Here is a 15,890-nt window from a genome sequence, read left to right as displayed (position 1 = left end):
AACACAGGTTGGCGCCGTAACGACGCCGACACATCGGCTCGCCACGCCGGCAGCGAGCCCACCAACGGCAGAAAAACTCTGCCCGGTCTCGGACGAGGCCGAAGGATATCAAGACAGTCAACAAGTGAGGGAAACACCCTATGAGAAGACTTAAGCGTGATCCGTTGGAAAGAGCATTTTTACGCGGATATCAATACGGCGTTCATGGCAAATCCCGTGAGCTTTGCCCATTTACTCTACCGTCGGTACGCCAAGCCTGGATCAACGGCTGGCGAGAAGGACGCGGCGACAACTGGGACGGTATGACTGGCACTGCGGGAATCCACAGACTCAACGAACTTCACGCCGTCGGCTAATCAAGGGCAATTAATTCCGACACCACCTCTGGATTTATAACGACTTACCATGCACGCCCCATCCGGGCGGCGGGCTTCGGCCCAGGGGGCTCCTTTTCAGGAGCCCTTTTTAATGGATGGTTTTCAGGCTTTTGGCAATGCCGCGATGGCATCTACCGACTGGCGAATCAGCGCCGGGCCTTTGTAGATGAAGCCGGAATACAACTGCACCAGGCTTGCACCCGCGGCAATCTTCTCGGCCGCATGCTTGCCTTCGGTAATACCGCCGACGGCGATGATCGGCAAGCGCCCGGCCAGCTCCGCAGCCAGCACCTTGACGATATGGGTGCTCTTGTCACGCACCGGCGCCCCCGACAGGCCGCCCGCTTCGTCGCCATGGGCCAGGCCTTCGACGCCTACGCGGCTGAGGGTGGTGTTGGTCGCGATGACTGCGTCCATCCCCGAGTCCACCAGGGCCTGGGCCACCAGCACGGTTTCTTCGTCGCTCATGTCCGGCGCGATCTTGATCGCCAGCGGCACGCGCTTGCCATGACGCACGGCCAGGTCTTCCTGGCGCTGGCGCAAGGCTTCGAGCAGTTGCTTGAGGGAGTCGCCGAACTGCAGGCTGCGCAGGCCCGGGGTATTGGGCGAGCTGACGTTGACCGTGACATAGCTGGCGTGGGCGTAGACCTTGTCCAGGCAGATCAGGTAATCATCCACCGCACGCTCGACCGGCGTATCGAAGTTCTTGCCGATATTGATGCCCAGGATGCCCTTGTACTTCGCCGCCTGAACCCGCGACAGCAGGTGATCAACGCCCAGGTTGTTGAAACCCATGCGATTGATGATCGCCTCGGCTTCCGGCAGGCGGAAGATACGTGGCTTGGGGTTACCCGGCTGTGGGCGTGGCGTCACGGTGCCGATTTCAACGAAACCGAAACCCAGCTGTGCAAAACCATCGATGGCCGCACCGTTCTTATCCAGGCCAGCCGCCAGGCCGACCGGGTTGGGGAAGTCGAGCCCCATCACCGAGACCGGCATTTTTGCCGGTGCCTTGCATACCAGGCCATTGAGCCCCAGGCGGCCACCGGCACCGATCAGGTCCAGGGACAGATCGTGGGAGGTTTCCGGGGAGAGTTTGAACAACAGCTGGCGGGCCAGGGTATACATGGGCGGGCTAGACTCGGATGGCGGCGAAAGGTGGCGGCGATTATAGCCGGGGTCACGGGTTGCGCGCGAGGCGCGAACCTCAATCGTCAGTAGCGGTGCGCTACCAACTGCTCGTAATACGCCCAGATTTTCTGGGCATATTGCATGCGCAACGCCTCACGCGCGGGCCCGGAACCCGGGCCTGCGTTGTAGGAGCCTACCGCCGTCCAGTTGTAGCCAAAGCGCTGGATGAACTCGGCGAGAATCGAAGCCCCTACCTCCACCGACAGGCAAGGCTCATTGAGCAACCGCTCCTCGGTAATACCTCGCTCGAGCAGGCGCGGCAAATGGCTGCTGTTGATCTGCATCAGGCCGATGTCCCGAGTGCCATTACGGTTCGTATCGTTTATCGCGTGCGCACGAAAGCCCGACTCCACCGCAGCGATCGCCTGCAGCAATTCGGGCTCGATGTTGTAGCGGCTGGCCGCCTCCTCCCAGCAATAGGCCAGCGCCTGATTGCCGGTCATCATCACACCCAACACCAAGCCCTTGCTCCAGAACCTAGCCACGGCCTGCCACTCCATTGCGGGTATGGCCGCATGCCGAGCACACATGGTCCATACGGCCAGACGAGGGGCCCTCGATCGTCACCGGGCAAATGAAACGGTACCCCCGACCGTAAATCGTCTTGATAAACCCCTTGTCGGTGCCAAGGTACTTGCGCAGTGAATAAATGCAGCGTGTCAGCGACTCTTCGGCAACTTCCCCCTGCGGCCAGGCCAGCTCCAGCAAGCGATCCTTGGTCATCAACACGCCACCGGACATCAGCAACAACCGCAACACCAGCCCTTCCTTGGGCGGCAACTGAACATCTGCGTCCTCACCGGTCAGGCGACCATCGTCGTGCAGGGTCCAACGCGCAAAAACCAGGGAAGTCGTCGTCCCTCCATCATCCATGACAGCCATGATTACCTCGGCATCCGACTACTGACATTGAAGTCCTCATTTGCATTACGGGTTCAAGTGCCCCTGCCACGACTATAAAAACCTGCCTCAAGGCTCACGTTAGGAAAAAGCGCAGACATCGCGCGTTTTTTTGGAACCACGCTGTAAGACGTTTCGCTACCCATCAACTTCAGGTAGCCAGGCGTGGTAAACCTCGTGCAACTCAACCCCCAACCGGTCTTCCAACTGCACCAACTCACCCAAGGCCAGTAATTGCCCGTTAACCCGAACCTCCACGCAATGGATTATCTCTGGCATCAAAGGCAACACCTTCCCGGGCGCAAACTTTGCCAGGCGCCGGCGGCTGATCAGTTGTTCCTGAAGAAGAATTTCCAGATGCATCGGGCTAACACCTTGTTCACGGTGAGACATCGCGCTCAGGCCGTACAAACGCACGTTGAACACGCTCGTATTGCGCTGCCGTCAAAGGCGGTGGCCCTGCCCCCCCACCCGGCCCCAGCGTCTCACTGCCCACGGCCCTGGCCTGAATCACAAACAGGCGCACTTGATCCGGGCGAATAGTCGCCCGCCGTTCTGCCTCTCGTTGAAACGCGCCCAGCCACAGACGCCTGCCCTGTGGCACACGCACCACACTGTTGACCCCCACCTGCCCCACCGCGGTATTTTTTTCACGCCGCCCCTTCTCACTTATCTGGCGCCCCTCCTCAATCTCAAGGCGCATTTCGATCTGGTTAGCTTCTGAAAAACGCGGCAGTACGCTGACCTGAGTGCCATAGCGCACAGGTTTCCAGTCAGTTCGGTTGTTTCCGGGGGGCGGTAGATAAAAGGTATGGCTATCCTGAAACACCGCCGGGACGTTCTCCTGAGTGAGAATCACGGGCAGTGCCACCACCTTCGCCCGTCGACGACGCTCCAATGCACCGATCTTGGCCATCACGCGGTTGTCATCCTGAGGCGCAAGGATTCGCGTGGTCGACATCCGGGCGTCTTCATCCCTGCCCAGGCCCAGTTTTTCCAGCTCATCACGCTCAACATCCACCAGCCATAACGACACTTCGATCGATCGCTTGGGTATGTCGAGTTCAGCCACCAGTTTCTGGATGAAGGTCACCTGGGCCGGCTTGCCCTTGATCAGCAGGCTGTTGCTGTCCGGGTAGGCGATCACACCGAGACTCTTGTCGGACAGCAACCCCTTGTGCTCGCTGGCCAGGAGGGTCTCGATCATCGACGCCATCCCCGGCACGGTAACCGGGTTGTCGCGCGCGCCGTACTGACGGTCCGCCACATCGGTGTTAAGCACCTGAACCACACCAAAGGCCTGCGCGCCCACACGCAAATCGGCTCTTTGCCGGTCCATCAATTGGGCCAGGCGCATCACCTGATCGACGTAGTTAGGTGGGCCGGACACATAAAATGTGCGTGCCCCACTTTCACGCAGGGGATGGCGTGACTCATCGATACCCGAGCGGCGCATGAGGCCACGCAACTTGTCGACCGTAATATGCCGCAAGGTCACCGCAGAGCTCTTTGCCTCGTCAGCATCGTAGATATGCAGCGCTTGCCCGTCGCTGTACCAGATCAACCCCTGCTCTTGCGCAAGCGCCTCCAACGCCTGTTGCGGCGCATCGAAATCCAGTGCGGTGCTCAGACGTTTGCGCGCCACCGCCTGGCTGACAACGATGGGCACCCCCAGCGGCTCCGACAGCGCAGTGAACACGGTATACAGGCTTTCATCCCGAACCTGGTGAAGCTCGGCCCAAGCCAGCGCACTTCCCAACCACAGGCCGGCAAACCACAACCAACGGTGAAACCGGAGACGGAGCATCGTTACAAGGGATTCGGCGTGCACCGTGAGGGTTCCTGGGCAGTCTGGCAGTAAGAGAGCGGCCATACTGAAAGCCCGCCCGGTTTCAATCTTGATGGAAAGCTGACGGCCAGCCGGGCCTCACCACCCGTGGCATGTGCCTTGCTACGAACTCTGCATGAGAGCACGCGCCAACGGCGGAGCGCGCTACGGACAAAGGCGTCGTTACCCGCATTGGCTTACATCGCCATCTGAGGGAACGACGCTTTTTTTTGAAAGAAAAGGTAGGTGTTGATGAACGATTCGGTCGGCAACAGCCCGATGAACGACCCGCGGGCCTGGGTCAACGGCAGTGATGCCCCTGAAAAGAGCAGCCTTGACCTGGGTTTCATGGCCCTGAGCGACTGCGCCTCGGTGGTCGTAGCGGCCACCCAGGGCTTCGCTCAACCCTACGGCCTGACCCTGAACCTCAAGCGCCAATCGTCCTGGGCCAACCTGCGCGACAAACTGGTCAGCGGCGAACTGGACGCCGCCCACAGCCTGTACGGGCTGATCTATGCCGTGCACCTGGGCATCGGCGGAGTCGCGCCCACCGACATGGCCGTGCTGATGGGGCTCAACCAGAACGGCCAGAGCATCAACCTGTCCCACGGCTTGCAGCGACAAGGGGTGATCACTCCTGAGGCGCTCGACCGCCACGTGCACCAAAGCCGAACAAAACTGACCTTCGCGCAGACCTTTCCCACAGGTACTCACGCCATGTGGCTGTATTACTGGCTGGCGAGCCAAGGTATTCACCCCTTGCAGGATGTGGACAGTGTGGTGGTCCCGCCACCGCAAATGGTTGCGCACCTGCAAGCCGGACGCATTGACGGGTTTTGCGTCGGCGAGCCCTGGTGCGCCAGCGCAGTCAAGCAAAACCAGGGGTTTACCTTGGCGACAAGCCAGGCGATCTGGCCGGATCACCCGGAAAAGGTCCTCGGATGCACCCGGACGTTCGTCGACCAGTACCCCAATACTGCGCGCGTGCTGGTGATGGCGATCCTGGAGGCCAGCCGGTTTATCGAAGAAAGCACCGAAAACCGCCGTTCCACCGCGCAATTGCTCAGTGGTCGCGAGTACCTCGACGCCCCGCTCGACTGCATCGAACCGCGCCTGCTGGGCGCCTATGACGATGGCCTGGGCAACCAGTGGCAGGATCCCCACGCCCTGCGTTTTTTCGCCGGTGGCGAGGTGAACCTGCCTTACCTCTCCGATGGCATGTGGTTCATGACCCAGTTCCGGCGTTGGGGCCTGTTGCGCGAGGACCCCGACTACCTCGGCGTTGCCCGCCAGGTGCAGCAACTGGCGCTGTATCGTCAGGCGGCAGGTGCGCTGGGGATCCCGGTAAAGGCCCAGGACATGCGCAGCAGCCAGCTGATCGACGGCAAGATCTGGGACGGTTCCAACCCAACCGAATACGCCCGCAGCTTCCGCCTGCATGCCCTGGCCAATGATTCCAACCGCCAGGCCTGGCGCTGACAGGAGAATCTCCATGCTGCGAATCCTGTTGATCAATGACACCCCGCGCAAGGTCGGCCGCCTCAGGTCGGCGCTGATCGAGGCCGGTTTTGATGTCATCGATGAGTCCGGCCTGACCATCGACCTGCCCGCACGCGTCGAAACGGTGCGCCCGGACGTGATCCTGATCGATACCGAGTCACCGGGCCGTGATGTGATGGAGCAGGTGGTATTGGTCAGCCGAGACCAACCCCGGCCCATCGTGATGTTTACCGACGAACATGACCCGAACGTAATGCGCCAGGCGATCAAGTCCGGCGTCAGCGCCTACATCGTCGAAGGCATCCAGGCCCAGCGCCTGCAGCCGATCCTCGATGTGGCCATGGCGCGCTTCGAAAGCGACCAGGCCTTGCGCGCCCAGCTCCAGGCGCGCGACCAGCAATTGGCCGAGCGCAAGCGCATCGAGCTGGCCAAGGGCATGCTGATGAAAATGAAGGCCTGCAACGAGGAAGAGGCCTACACCCTGATGCGTCGCCAGGCCATGAGCCGCCAGCAGAAACTGATCCAGGTGGCGGAGCAGATTATCGCCATGAGCGAGCTGCTCGGCTGATTTGGCTCAGCTCTTGCTAAGTATTCCGCACAGGTAGCCAACGGCGGTTGCCCCTCCACGACAAAGACGTCGCACACCCGGTTTGCCCTCGCGAACCCGGTGGCGGCGTTTTTTCGTTTTGGCCTTCTTACAAGACTCCCAACCGTTGAGGTGCGTGATGAAATCAAGCTTCTGGAAATCCGGGCACACCCCGACCCTGTTTGCCGCGTTCCTGTATTTCGACCTGAGCTTCATGGTCTGGTACCTGCTAGGCCCACTGGCGGTACAGATTGCCGCCGACCTGCACCTGACCACCCAACAACGCGGCCTGGTGGTGGCGACACCGATCCTGGCGGGCGCGGTGCTGCGCTTCCTGATGGGCATGCTGGCGGACAAGCTGTCGCCCAAGACCGCCGGGCTGATCGGCCAGGTGATTGTGATCTGTGCCCTGTTCGGCGCCTGGAAACTGGGCATCCATAGCTACGAACAAGCGCTGCTGCTGGGACTGTTCCTCGGTATGGCCGGTGCATCCTTTGCTGTCGCGTTGCCGCTGGCCTCCCAATGGTACCCGGCCGAACACCAGGGCAAGGCCATGGGCATCGCCGGTGCGGGCAACTCAGGCACGGTGTTCGCCGCGTTGCTGGCGCCTGTGTTGGCGGCCGCGTTTGGCTGGAGCAACGTGTTCGGCTTCGCTCTGATTCCGCTGGTGCTGACGCTGATCGTGTTTGCCTGGCTGGCGCGCAATGCCCCTGAAAGGCCAAAAGCCAAATCCATGGCCGACTACTTAAAGGCCCTGGGCGACCGTGACAGCTGGTGGTTCATGTTTTTCTACAGCGTGACCTTCGGCGGCTTTATCGGCCTGGCGAGCGCCCTGCCCGGTTACTTCAACGACCAGTACGGCCTGAGCCCGGTGACCGCGGGGTACTACACCGCCGCCTGCGTGTTCGGCGGCAGCCTGATGCGCCCACTGGGCGGTGCGCTGGCGGACCGCTTCGGCGGGATTCGTACGTTGCTGGGCATGTACAGCGTGGCAGCAATCTGCATCGCGGCGGTGGGTTTCAACCTGCCAAGCTCTTATGCGGCGCTGGCCCTGTTCGTCTGCACCATGCTTGGCCTGGGCGCCGGTAACGGTGCGGTGTTCCAACTGGTGCCGCAGCGTTTCCGCCGTGAGATCGGCGTGATGACCGGCCTGATCGGCATGGCCGGCGGCATTGGCGGTTTCGCCCTGGCAGCTGGCATGGGCGCGATCAAGCAAAGCACCGGCAGCTATCAGATGGCGCTGTGGCTGTTCGCGAGCCTGGGCGTATTGGCCTGGTTCGGCCTGCATGGCGTTAAACGTCGCTGGAGAACCACCTGGGGCTCGGCCGCCGTGACGGCTGCACGGGTCTGATGAGCCTGCAACTGAGCATCGCTCAGGCCAGTGCCATCGGCCCTCGGGCGCAAAACCAGGACGCACTGCGGGTGGTGACACCCGTGGCCGAACTGGCGGCGAGCAAAGGCTACTTGTGCGCCATCGCCGATGGAGTGAGTCAGTGCGCCGACGGCGGCCTGGCCGCGCGCTCGACCTTGCAGGCGCTGGCCCTGGATTACTACGCCACGCCGCAGACCTGGAGCGTGGCCCAGGCCCTGGAACGCTTGCTGTCGGCCCAGAATCGCTGGCTGCAGGCCAATGGCGGTGGCCAGCCGTTGCTGACCACCCTGAGCGCCCTGGTGTTTCGCGGCCAGCGCTTCACCCTCGCGCATGTCGGCGATTGCCGGGCGTATCGCTGGCTGGATGGCGAATTGCAGCGCCTCAGTGAGGATCACGTATGGGAGCAGCCGGGCATGCAGCATGTGCTCAAGCGTGCCCTCGGCCTGGATCAACACCTGGTAGTGGATTTTCTCGACGGCCAGTTGCGCGAAGGCGAATGTTTCCTGCTGCTCAGTGATGGCGTGTGGGCAACCCTGGGTGATCACAGCATCCGTTCGATTCTGCGCGAGCAAACCGACCTGGATCTGGCGGTCAACACCCTGGTGAACGCCGCGCACCTGGCGGGTAGCCAGGACAATGCCAGCGCCCTGCTCGTGCGTATCGACACCCTCGGCGCGGCGACCCTCGGCGACGCCCTGGTGCAATTGCAGCAATGGCCGCTGCCACCGCCGTTGAAAGCCGGGCAACACTTTGAAGGCTGGCAGGTGCAAGGCGTATTGGCGCAAAGCCGACAGTCGTTACTGTACCGGGTGCGGGATGCCCAGCAGCAACCCTGGCTGCTGAAAACCCTGCCGCTGAGCCGCGATGATGACAGCGATGCCGGCCAGGCCTTGCTCGCGGAAGAATGGTTTCTACGACGCGTCGCCGGCCGGGCGTTTCCTGAAGTCCATGCCGCCAGCGGACGCCAGCATCTGTACTACGTGATGCGGGAATACCCCGGCCAGACCCTGGCCGAACTGTTCCAGCAGCACGGCCCATTGCCCCTGGCGCAATGGCAGTCGATCGCCGAGCGCTTGCTGCGGGCAGTGGGCATGTTGCACCGGCGGCAGATCCTGCACCGCGATATCAAGCCGGAAAACCTGCTACTGGGGGATGACGGCGAACTGCGTGTGTTGGATTTCGGCCTGGCGTACTGCCCGGGCCTGTCGGAAGACCGCGTCCATGCATTGCCCGGCACACCAAGCTTTATCGCGCCCGAGGCGTTCAATGGCGACCGGCCTACGGCCCAACAGGATTTATACAGTGCCGGTGTCAGCCTGTATTACCTGCTGACCGGGCACTACCCCTACGGTGAAATCGAAGCCTTCCAACGGCCCCGGTTCAACCAGCCCTTCAGCGCCAGCCGCTACCGCCCCGATCTGCCGGATTGGCTACCCCTCAGCCTGGACCGGGCAGTGGCGGCTCAACCTGCGCATCGTTACGAAACCGCCGAAGAATGGTTGCGTGTGCTGGAACAGGCGGACCGGCAGGAACTGAGCATTCGCCCCAAGCCCTTGCTGGAGCGTGAACCCTTGAAGGTCTGGCGCACTCTGGGACTGCTGTCGATGTTGATCAATCTAGTGCTGTTGTATTCACTCTTTCACCGCTGACGTCATCCCTGGACGAGGAAAAATCCATGAACGCAAGAGTCTGGTTGGTGGGCGCGGGTCCCGGTGACCCGGAACTGTTGACCCTCAAGGCCGTACGCGCCCTGCGTGAGGCGCATGTGGTGCTGATCGATGACCTGGTCAACCCGGCGGTACTGGAACACTGCGTTGAAGCACGGGTGATCACCGTGGGTAAACGCGGTGGCTGTCGCTCGACACCGCAGGACTTTATCCATCGCCTGATGCTGCGCTATGCGCGCCAGGGCAAATGCGTGGTGCGGCTCAAGGGCGGCGACCCGTGCATTTTCGGGCGTGGCGGTGAGGAAGCCATGTGGCTGCGTGAACGGGGCGTCGAGGTGGAGTTGGTCAACGGGATCACGGCGGGCCTGGCGGGCGCGACAAATTGCGCGGTTCCGCTGACGCTGCGCGGGGTGAGCCGTGGCGTGACCCTGGTGACGGCACACACCCAGGACGACAGCAGCTTGAACTGGCGAGCCCTGGCAGAGGGTGGCACGACCTTGGTGGTGTACATGGGCGTGGCGAAGCTTGAGGAGATTCGCCAGCAATTGCTGGACGGCGGGATGGCAGCGGATATGCCGGTGGCGATGATCGAAAACGCATCACTACCACAACAACGGGAATGCCGCAGCGAGTTGTCACGGATGTATGCAGATGCGCAGGCATTTGCCTTGAAGAGCCCGGCCATCCTGGTGATTGGCCATGTGGCAGCCCCTGGGCAAGTCGCTTGCCTTACACAAGCCGCCAGCGCCTGAAGCAAATTCCAGGCGAAAAAAAGCCCGGCCTGAGCCGGGCTTTTTTCTACCACTCAGTAATTACTGAGCTGTAGCTTCTACCGACGCTTCTACACGACGGTTGATGGCACGACCAGCTTCAGTTGCGTTGTCAGCAACTGGGCGGGACTCACCGTAACCTACTGCGGTGATACGGCTAGGAGCAACGCCGTCTTTAACCAGGACTTGCTTAACAGCGTCAGCACGACGCTGGGACAGCTTCTGGTTGTAAGCGTCTGGACCTACGGAGTCAGTGTGACCAGCAACTTCTACGTTGGTAGCTGGGTACTGAGCCATGAAGTCGGCCAGGTTTTTCACGTCGCCGTAGCTGTTAGGCTTAACAACCGACTTGTCGAAGTCGAACTTGACGTCCAGCTCAACACGAACAACCTGAGCAACTGGAGCTTCTGGCTCTGGAGTTGGCTCTGGAGCTGGTGCTGGGGTAGGAGCTGGAGCAACTGCGCCAGCGTTACCGCCGAAGTTTACGCCCAGGCCGACCAGTGCGGAGTAGTCCCACTTGCCGTTGTCCAGACCGTAGTCAGCTTCAACACCGGCACGTGCGTACAGGTTGTTGGTGAAGTAGTACTTCACGCCAGTACCAACGGTAGCGAAAGTAGTCTGGTCGCGACCGCTGTGGCCGTCAGCCTGAACGTTGGTACGGCTCTGGTGACCGAAACCGCCTTCTACGTATGGACGCAGGCTGTCTACGCCAGCTTGACCGAAGTGATACTGGGCAACCAGGCTGCCGGTATCGCCTTTGATCTTCTGGTTACCAGTACCGTCGTTCGAACGGGTGTGGTTGGTCTTGTCGTAGGACAGGTTCAAGGACAGGTCGTCGGTCAGGAAGTAACCGATGCGAGCGCCAGGATTGAAGCCGTCTTCGATGTGCTTGACGCTATCGTTGTACTGCTTCTTGTAGAACAGCTCGCCTTCAACTGCGCCTTGGCCTTGTGCCAGAACGCCGAAAGAAGTAGCGGCAATAAGAGAACCAATGGCCAAGCCCAAGGTGTTTTTCAGTTTCATCCGTTAAATCCCCATCTGGTGATTGTAAAGCAGTCCCACAAACCGGGGGACAACTCGGCGACAAGTCTAACAGAACTTGCCTACACGTAAGAGATATTTGCCACGCACTAAGTTTCAGTCTCGCCCGCAAATTTCTCACGTAATTTATCAAGAGCACGCTTGTAACGCATTTTTGTAGCACTCAAACCCATGTGCATGATGTCAGCGATTTCCTGAAACTCCAGCTCTGCGACAAATCGTAGCACCAGAATTTCCCGGTCAATCGGGTTCACATACACCAACCAGCGATCAAGTCCGCCCTTCTCCTCGGGTGCCGGCGCCTTCTCTTCAGACGCCTCCTCAAGGGGGTCAAGACTCAAGGCGTCCATCAAGCGACGCTTTCGCCGTTCCTTCCGATACTGCGTGATGCACTCGTTGTACGTGATGCTGTACAGCCATGTCTTGAACTTCGATTTGCCTTCGAAGTTCTTCAGGCCGTACAACACCTTGAGCATCACTTCCTGACAGACATCATCCGCATCTCTATCGTTCCCCAAATACCTTGAACAAACGTTGAACAAAGTGCGTTGATATCTGCGCATCAATTCTTCGTACGCGCGAGTGACGTGAAACAGCTCCGTGTGCGAACGCGCGACCAGCTCCTCATCAGAGAGCTCACGGGGGTCATAGCGCGTGGACAGCGTTTGGGCTTTATTCAAAACAAGTCGTGCCGACAGTCAGGTCAATGTCCGCCACAGCCCGATCACCCAGGCTCGCGGCGGCGTACATTAGCAGGGTTTGCCGGGTTAGCGGCTATTGACCTGCTGCTCCAGGAGAATCCGGTTGGACAGCGACACCAGGTCGCCGTCATCGGTCAGCACCGTCGTCTTGACCGTGCCGATCTCCTCGATTTGCCCTTCAACCTCGCCCACACGCACCTGTTGGCCCACCTGGTACAACTCACGCACATAGATTCCCGCAAGAATCTGACCGGCAATTTCCCGGCTTCCCAAGCCCATGGCCAGCGCAACGGCCAGACCAACGGTAATCAAAACGATCACAATCACGTGGTTGAGCAGGTCAGTCTTGACCTCCAACTGGCTGATCGCGACCGAAATACTGATGATAATCACCAGGCCCTGGGCAATCCGCCCCAGGCCCGCAGCATAGTCCAAACCCACGCCTTCGGCGGCGCCGCGCACCAGCCCATTGGCCAGTTGCGCCAGCAAAACACCTACCAGCAGCACCAGCGCGCCGCCGAAAACCTTCGGCAAGTACAGCGCCAGCATGTCGAGCGTAGCTGAAACTCGCTCAAGTCCAAGGGACTGAGCCGCAGAAACCAGGAAAATCAGCAAAACAAACCAATAAACGATCTTGCCGATCAACGTCGAGATCGGTACCTGCAGCCCGGCACGCCCCAACAGTTTGGTCAGACCGGTGCCTGCCATCAGGCGGTCGAGGCCCAGTTTCGCGAGCAGTTTGGACAGCAGGGTGTCGAGCAGCTTGGCCACGACAAAGCCCAGCAACACCAGCACCAGGGCACCAAACAGGTTGGGAATGAAATTCGCCACCTTGGTCCACAATGCGGTCATCGCGGTGACCAGGCTCTGGGTCCAGAGATCAAGTTCCATATTCAATCAGCCTTATCAGCAGTGCGAGCAAGAGGTTTATCACGGGAAACCGGTGAGACATGGGCCGAACCGTTGTTCAGGGCCATCATCAACGCCGGCACCCAGCGCCCGAGCAGACCGAACAGATCACCCGCGCCCACCTGACGGTTGGCGGTTTTCAGCACGCGGCCCAGGCAGGCATCGTCGTCGCGGTTGGACGGCGAGGCATTGAGCATGTCACGCAAAGACTGTTCGAACGGATCGTGCATAAGGACCTCTCGCAAGTGATTTAAAAGACGAGGGTAAATTTCTTGGGGTCACATAGGACCCTTCCTACGTTCAGGTCATATTCAGGTCAAACCCAGCGCAATCGTCGAAAAAGCCACCATTGCCCAAGCGCCACCGAGACCATCAACAGGCACGCAATCATGAATCCATAGGGGCTGGCAGAGAACGGAATCCCACCCACATTGATACCCAGCAGGCCGGTGAGAAAACTCATCGGCAGGAAGATTCCGGTGATGATCCCGAAGCGGTACATGGTGCGGTTCATGCGCACGCTCAAACGCCGGTCTTCGGCCTCCAGCACAAGCCCCACGCGCTCTCGGGTCAATTCAAGCTCTTCCAGATAACGGGTGAGGCTGTTGTTCAATTCGTTCCAATAGTCGGCATCGTCGTCACAGAACCACGGCAGTTTGATCCGCGTGAGCTGGGCAAAAATATCCCGCTGCGGCGCGAGGAATCGCTTCAGCCCGGCTGCCCGTCGACGGATCTGCAGGACGCTGCCATGTTCCGGGGTATACCGTTCGTCGGTATCGAGTTTTTCTTCCTCTACGTCGACGATTTCAGACAGGTCACTGACCAGATCCTGCACTTTATTAGTCAGGTACTGAGCCATATAAAGGATGAGTTCAGAGGCCGTCTTCGGTCCCTTGCCATCCGCCAGCTGCACCAGCAACTCATCCGTGGCGCGCAACGGACGCAACCGCAGGGAAATCACACGGTTGGCCGCGGCGAAAACCCGCACCGAAACCATGTCCTCCGGTTCGGCACCGGGGTTGAGGTTGACCCCACGCAAGAACAGCAGCAATTGCGAGTCCGGCAACGGCAACAGGCGCGGGCGGGTGTTCTCCTCCAGCAAGAGGTCACAGGCGAACTCGCTCAAGCCACTGGATTTGCGCAGCCAGGTCTGGGTCTGCGGATGACTGCGATCCCAATGCAGCCACAGGCTTTCCTGGGACTGCAGTTGCAAGTTGTCGAGCTCTGTCCGGGCAATCGAACGCGCACCGCCTTTACCGTCCAGCACCAGGGCATGTACAAGCCCCCATTGCGCGTTTTCTTCCTCGAACATCCTCACCCCGTCGCTTACAGCAGTTTATTCAGGCATTTTCAGTGGGCTGGGCGACACAATCACGCCGTTATTGTCGGCGTAGATGTACTCACCCGGGCGGAACGTCACGCCTGCAAAGGTGACCACCACGTTCAGATCGCCAATACCACGCTTGTCGGTCTTCATCGGGTGACTGGCCAGGGCCTGCACGCCAAGGTCGGTCTGGGCGATGACATCCACATCACGAATGCAGCCGTAGATCACCAGCCCTTCCCAGCCGTTTTTCGCAGCTTTTTCGGCGATCATGTCGCCCAGCAGCGCACGGCGCAGGGATCCTCCACCGTCGACCACCAGCACCTTGCCAGCACCAGGCTGGTCGGCTTGTTCCTTGACCAGGGAGTTATCTTCGAAGCATTTGATGGTGACAATCTCACCGCCGAAGGAGTCTCGGCCGCCGAAGTTGCTGAACATCGGCTCGAGCACCTGCACCAGCTCCGGGTAGGCGTCGCACAGGTCGGGGGTCACATAATGGTTCATTGAACAATTCCTTTCCGTCAAAGAGGTGTCTTTCGAAAGAAGCGCCAGCCCAAGCAGGTGCGAAACATCCCATCCACTTCGTCGCAACGCAATAGCCACTGCGCGACTGAATATGACCAGAAGCGTTTAACGCGTCATATCTTAGCCGCAACCACACACGAGTGAAACGCCCTTGGCAGAGCCCTGCCCTCAAACAGTGGCCAACACCTCGGGCTGCACGCCGAACAATGGGGCGAGCGGGTCCTTCAGCCATTGCGCCACCAGTGGCCACACTTCAGCCTGTGCGGCTTTGCTGACGAGCATTTCAACGTGCCCGAAATCCTCGGTAAACCCTTGCTGACGGCCGAGGCACAAGTATTGACGGTGCTCGGAACCGACCTGCTCGAACAGCTTGCGACAGGCCCAGTCGGGGTCCTGACGATCGCCGGCAGCACTGACCGACAGCAACGGCACATCGACCTCCGCCAGGCCTTTCCACCAGTCGTTCTTGCCTTCGCCAAAGCGGCCAAACAGGCCATTCCAGCGCATGGCTTCGATCATCACGCCTGCCGGCTCGTCCTCCGGGCCACGCTTGAGGCGCGAGCCGGAGACTTCGCCGAAGCGTTTCAAGAGCAAGCGCCCCGTCCATTCCACCGGTGGCAGCTTCAACGGCCAGTGGGTGCGGCTGACCTGGCAGCCAAACAACGCCACCGAAGCCACGGCTGGCGCGCCAAGGTGCCGCCCGCCAAGCGCCGCCGCCAGACTGGTGCCACCCAGGGAATGACCGATCCAGTGAGGAACCTGCCCGCTTTGCTCGCGCACGAACGCGCCAATGGCCGGCAAGTCGTAGCGCGCATAGTCAGCGACGCGGTTGCGTGCGTAGTCATGATTGCGCTTGGACAAACCATGACCACGCATTTCCGGGATCCACACATCAAATCCCTGGCGTGCCAGGTAAGCGCCCAGGCCGATGCCTTTGGGCGAATACCAGAAGCGGCGATTGGAAAAACTGCCATGCAATAAAATAACCGCAATGCCCCGGTTTTCCGGGACATCGGCCAGGCCCAAACGGGTAACTGCCAGCTCGACGGTGCCGTCGGGGCTGTTACCGGGCTTGAGGCGGTACACGTCTTCACTCAGGTCGCCACGACGCTCAGCGCTGATCAGGGCGACGGGAAACAGGTTGCTGCTGCTTTGCATAATGCTCTTGCACAAAAAAGGGCGGCGTCCGGAAGGAGTTC

General features: G+C 60.3%; 18 protein-coding genes. 6 read left to right on the top strand and 12 right to left on the bottom strand.

Annotated features, from left to right (window positions below):
• Positions 1–140 precede the first annotated feature (140 nt).
• On the top strand, positions 141–356 hold the full coding sequence (gene rmf, locus BM017_RS08165) for a ribosome modulation factor (protein WP_002553055.1): 216 nt from the start codon (positions 141–143) through the stop codon (positions 354–356).
• Positions 357–479: 123 nt separating this feature from the next.
• Here rmf and BM017_RS08160 read toward each other — a convergent pair whose 3' ends face one another.
• From BM017_RS08160 to sctC, 5 genes are all read right to left on the bottom strand, one after another.
• Positions 480–1,505 (bottom strand): quinone-dependent dihydroorotate dehydrogenase, encoded by a 1,026-nt coding sequence (locus BM017_RS08160; RefSeq protein ID WP_071491396.1) that lies wholly within the window; start codon positions 1,503–1,505, stop codon positions 480–482.
• A gap of 86 nt (positions 1,506–1,591) precedes the next feature.
• Positions 1,592–2,053 (bottom strand): transglycosylase SLT domain-containing protein, encoded by a 462-nt coding sequence (locus BM017_RS08155; protein WP_092243316.1) that lies wholly within the window; start codon positions 2,051–2,053, stop codon positions 1,592–1,594.
• Positions 2,046–2,450 (bottom strand): winged helix-turn-helix domain-containing protein, encoded by a 405-nt coding sequence (locus BM017_RS08150; RefSeq protein WP_092242736.1) that lies wholly within the window; start codon positions 2,448–2,450, stop codon positions 2,046–2,048. The genes BM017_RS08155 and BM017_RS08150 overlap by 8 nt, the downstream gene beginning before the upstream one ends.
• Positions 2,451–2,606: 156 nt before the next feature.
• Complete coding sequence (locus BM017_RS08145) at positions 2,607–2,831, bottom strand: FliM/FliN family flagellar motor switch protein (RefSeq protein WP_092242733.1); 225 nt, start codon at positions 2,829–2,831, stop codon at positions 2,607–2,609.
• A 16-nt stretch (positions 2,832–2,847) separates the two neighbouring features.
• Positions 2,848–4,275 (bottom strand): type III secretion system outer membrane ring subunit SctC, encoded by a 1,428-nt coding sequence (gene sctC, locus BM017_RS08140; protein WP_092242730.1) that lies wholly within the window; start codon positions 4,273–4,275, stop codon positions 2,848–2,850.
• A gap of 273 nt (positions 4,276–4,548) precedes the next feature.
• Here sctC and BM017_RS08135 point away from each other — a divergent pair, with 273 nt between their 5' ends.
• The 5 genes from BM017_RS08135 to cobA all read left to right on the top strand — a co-directional run bounded on the left by BM017_RS08135 (position 4,549) and on the right by cobA (position 10,173).
• Positions 4,549–5,775, top strand: a complete 1,227-nt coding sequence (locus BM017_RS08135) for a CmpA/NrtA family ABC transporter substrate-binding protein (protein ID WP_092242727.1) — start codon at positions 4,549–4,551, stop codon at positions 5,773–5,775.
• A 13-nt stretch (positions 5,776–5,788) separates the two neighbouring features.
• Positions 5,789–6,364, top strand: coding sequence for an ANTAR domain-containing response regulator (locus tag BM017_RS08130; protein ID WP_071491401.1), 576 nt, complete (start codon positions 5,789–5,791; stop codon positions 6,362–6,364).
• Between the two features lie 157 nt (positions 6,365–6,521).
• Complete coding sequence (locus tag BM017_RS08125; protein WP_071491402.1) at positions 6,522–7,733, top strand: nitrate/nitrite transporter; 1,212 nt, start codon at positions 6,522–6,524, stop codon at positions 7,731–7,733.
• A complete protein-coding gene (locus BM017_RS08120; protein ID WP_092242723.1) occupies positions 7,733–9,403 on the top strand; it encodes a bifunctional protein-serine/threonine kinase/phosphatase in 1,671 nt (556 codons plus the stop codon). The genes BM017_RS08125 and BM017_RS08120 overlap by 1 nt, the downstream gene beginning before the upstream one ends.
• A gap of 26 nt (positions 9,404–9,429) precedes the next feature.
• On the top strand, positions 9,430–10,173 hold the full coding sequence (gene cobA, locus BM017_RS08115) for a uroporphyrinogen-III C-methyltransferase (protein ID WP_092242721.1): 744 nt from the start codon (positions 9,430–9,432) through the stop codon (positions 10,171–10,173).
• Between the two features lie 60 nt (positions 10,174–10,233).
• Here cobA and BM017_RS08110 read toward each other — a convergent pair whose 3' ends face one another.
• The 7 genes from BM017_RS08110 to BM017_RS08080 all read right to left on the bottom strand — a co-directional run bounded on the left by BM017_RS08110 (position 10,234) and on the right by BM017_RS08080 (position 15,849).
• On the bottom strand, positions 10,234–11,214 hold the full coding sequence (locus BM017_RS08110; protein WP_071491405.1) for an OmpA family protein: 981 nt from the start codon (positions 11,212–11,214) through the stop codon (positions 10,234–10,236).
• A 107-nt stretch (positions 11,215–11,321) separates the two neighbouring features.
• Positions 11,322–11,912: an RNA polymerase sigma factor SigX gene (sigX, locus tag BM017_RS08105; protein WP_010208495.1), complete on the bottom strand. Its 591-nt coding sequence runs from the start codon at positions 11,910–11,912 to the stop codon at positions 11,322–11,324.
• Positions 11,913–11,999: 87 nt separating this feature from the next.
• Positions 12,000–12,824, bottom strand: coding sequence for a mechanosensitive ion channel family protein (locus BM017_RS08100; RefSeq protein ID WP_071491406.1), 825 nt, complete (start codon positions 12,822–12,824; stop codon positions 12,000–12,002).
• 2 nt (positions 12,825–12,826) lie between these two features.
• Complete coding sequence (locus BM017_RS08095) at positions 12,827–13,072, bottom strand: CrfX protein (RefSeq protein WP_092242715.1); 246 nt, start codon at positions 13,070–13,072, stop codon at positions 12,827–12,829.
• Between the two features lie 86 nt (positions 13,073–13,158).
• A complete protein-coding gene (locus BM017_RS08090) occupies positions 13,159–14,154 on the bottom strand; it encodes a zinc transporter ZntB (protein ID WP_092242712.1) in 996 nt (331 codons plus the stop codon).
• 24 nt (positions 14,155–14,178) lie between these two features.
• Entirely contained in the window at positions 14,179–14,670 is a 492-nt protein-coding gene (gene rraA, locus BM017_RS08085; protein WP_058427377.1) for a ribonuclease E activity regulator RraA, read from the bottom strand.
• Positions 14,671–14,859: 189 nt separating this feature from the next.
• Entirely contained in the window at positions 14,860–15,849 is a 990-nt protein-coding gene (locus tag BM017_RS08080) for an alpha/beta fold hydrolase (RefSeq protein ID WP_071491408.1), read from the bottom strand.
• Positions 15,850–15,890 lie beyond the last annotated feature (41 nt).

The sequence above is a fragment of the Pseudomonas sp. NFPP04 genome (assembly GCF_900113815.1).
In the GTDB taxonomy this organism is placed as follows: Bacteria; Pseudomonadota; Gammaproteobacteria; order Pseudomonadales; family Pseudomonadaceae; genus Aquipseudomonas; species Aquipseudomonas extremorientalis.
The sequence above is the reverse complement of the archived record's forward strand: the minus strand, read 5'-3'. Positions and strand labels throughout refer to the sequence as shown.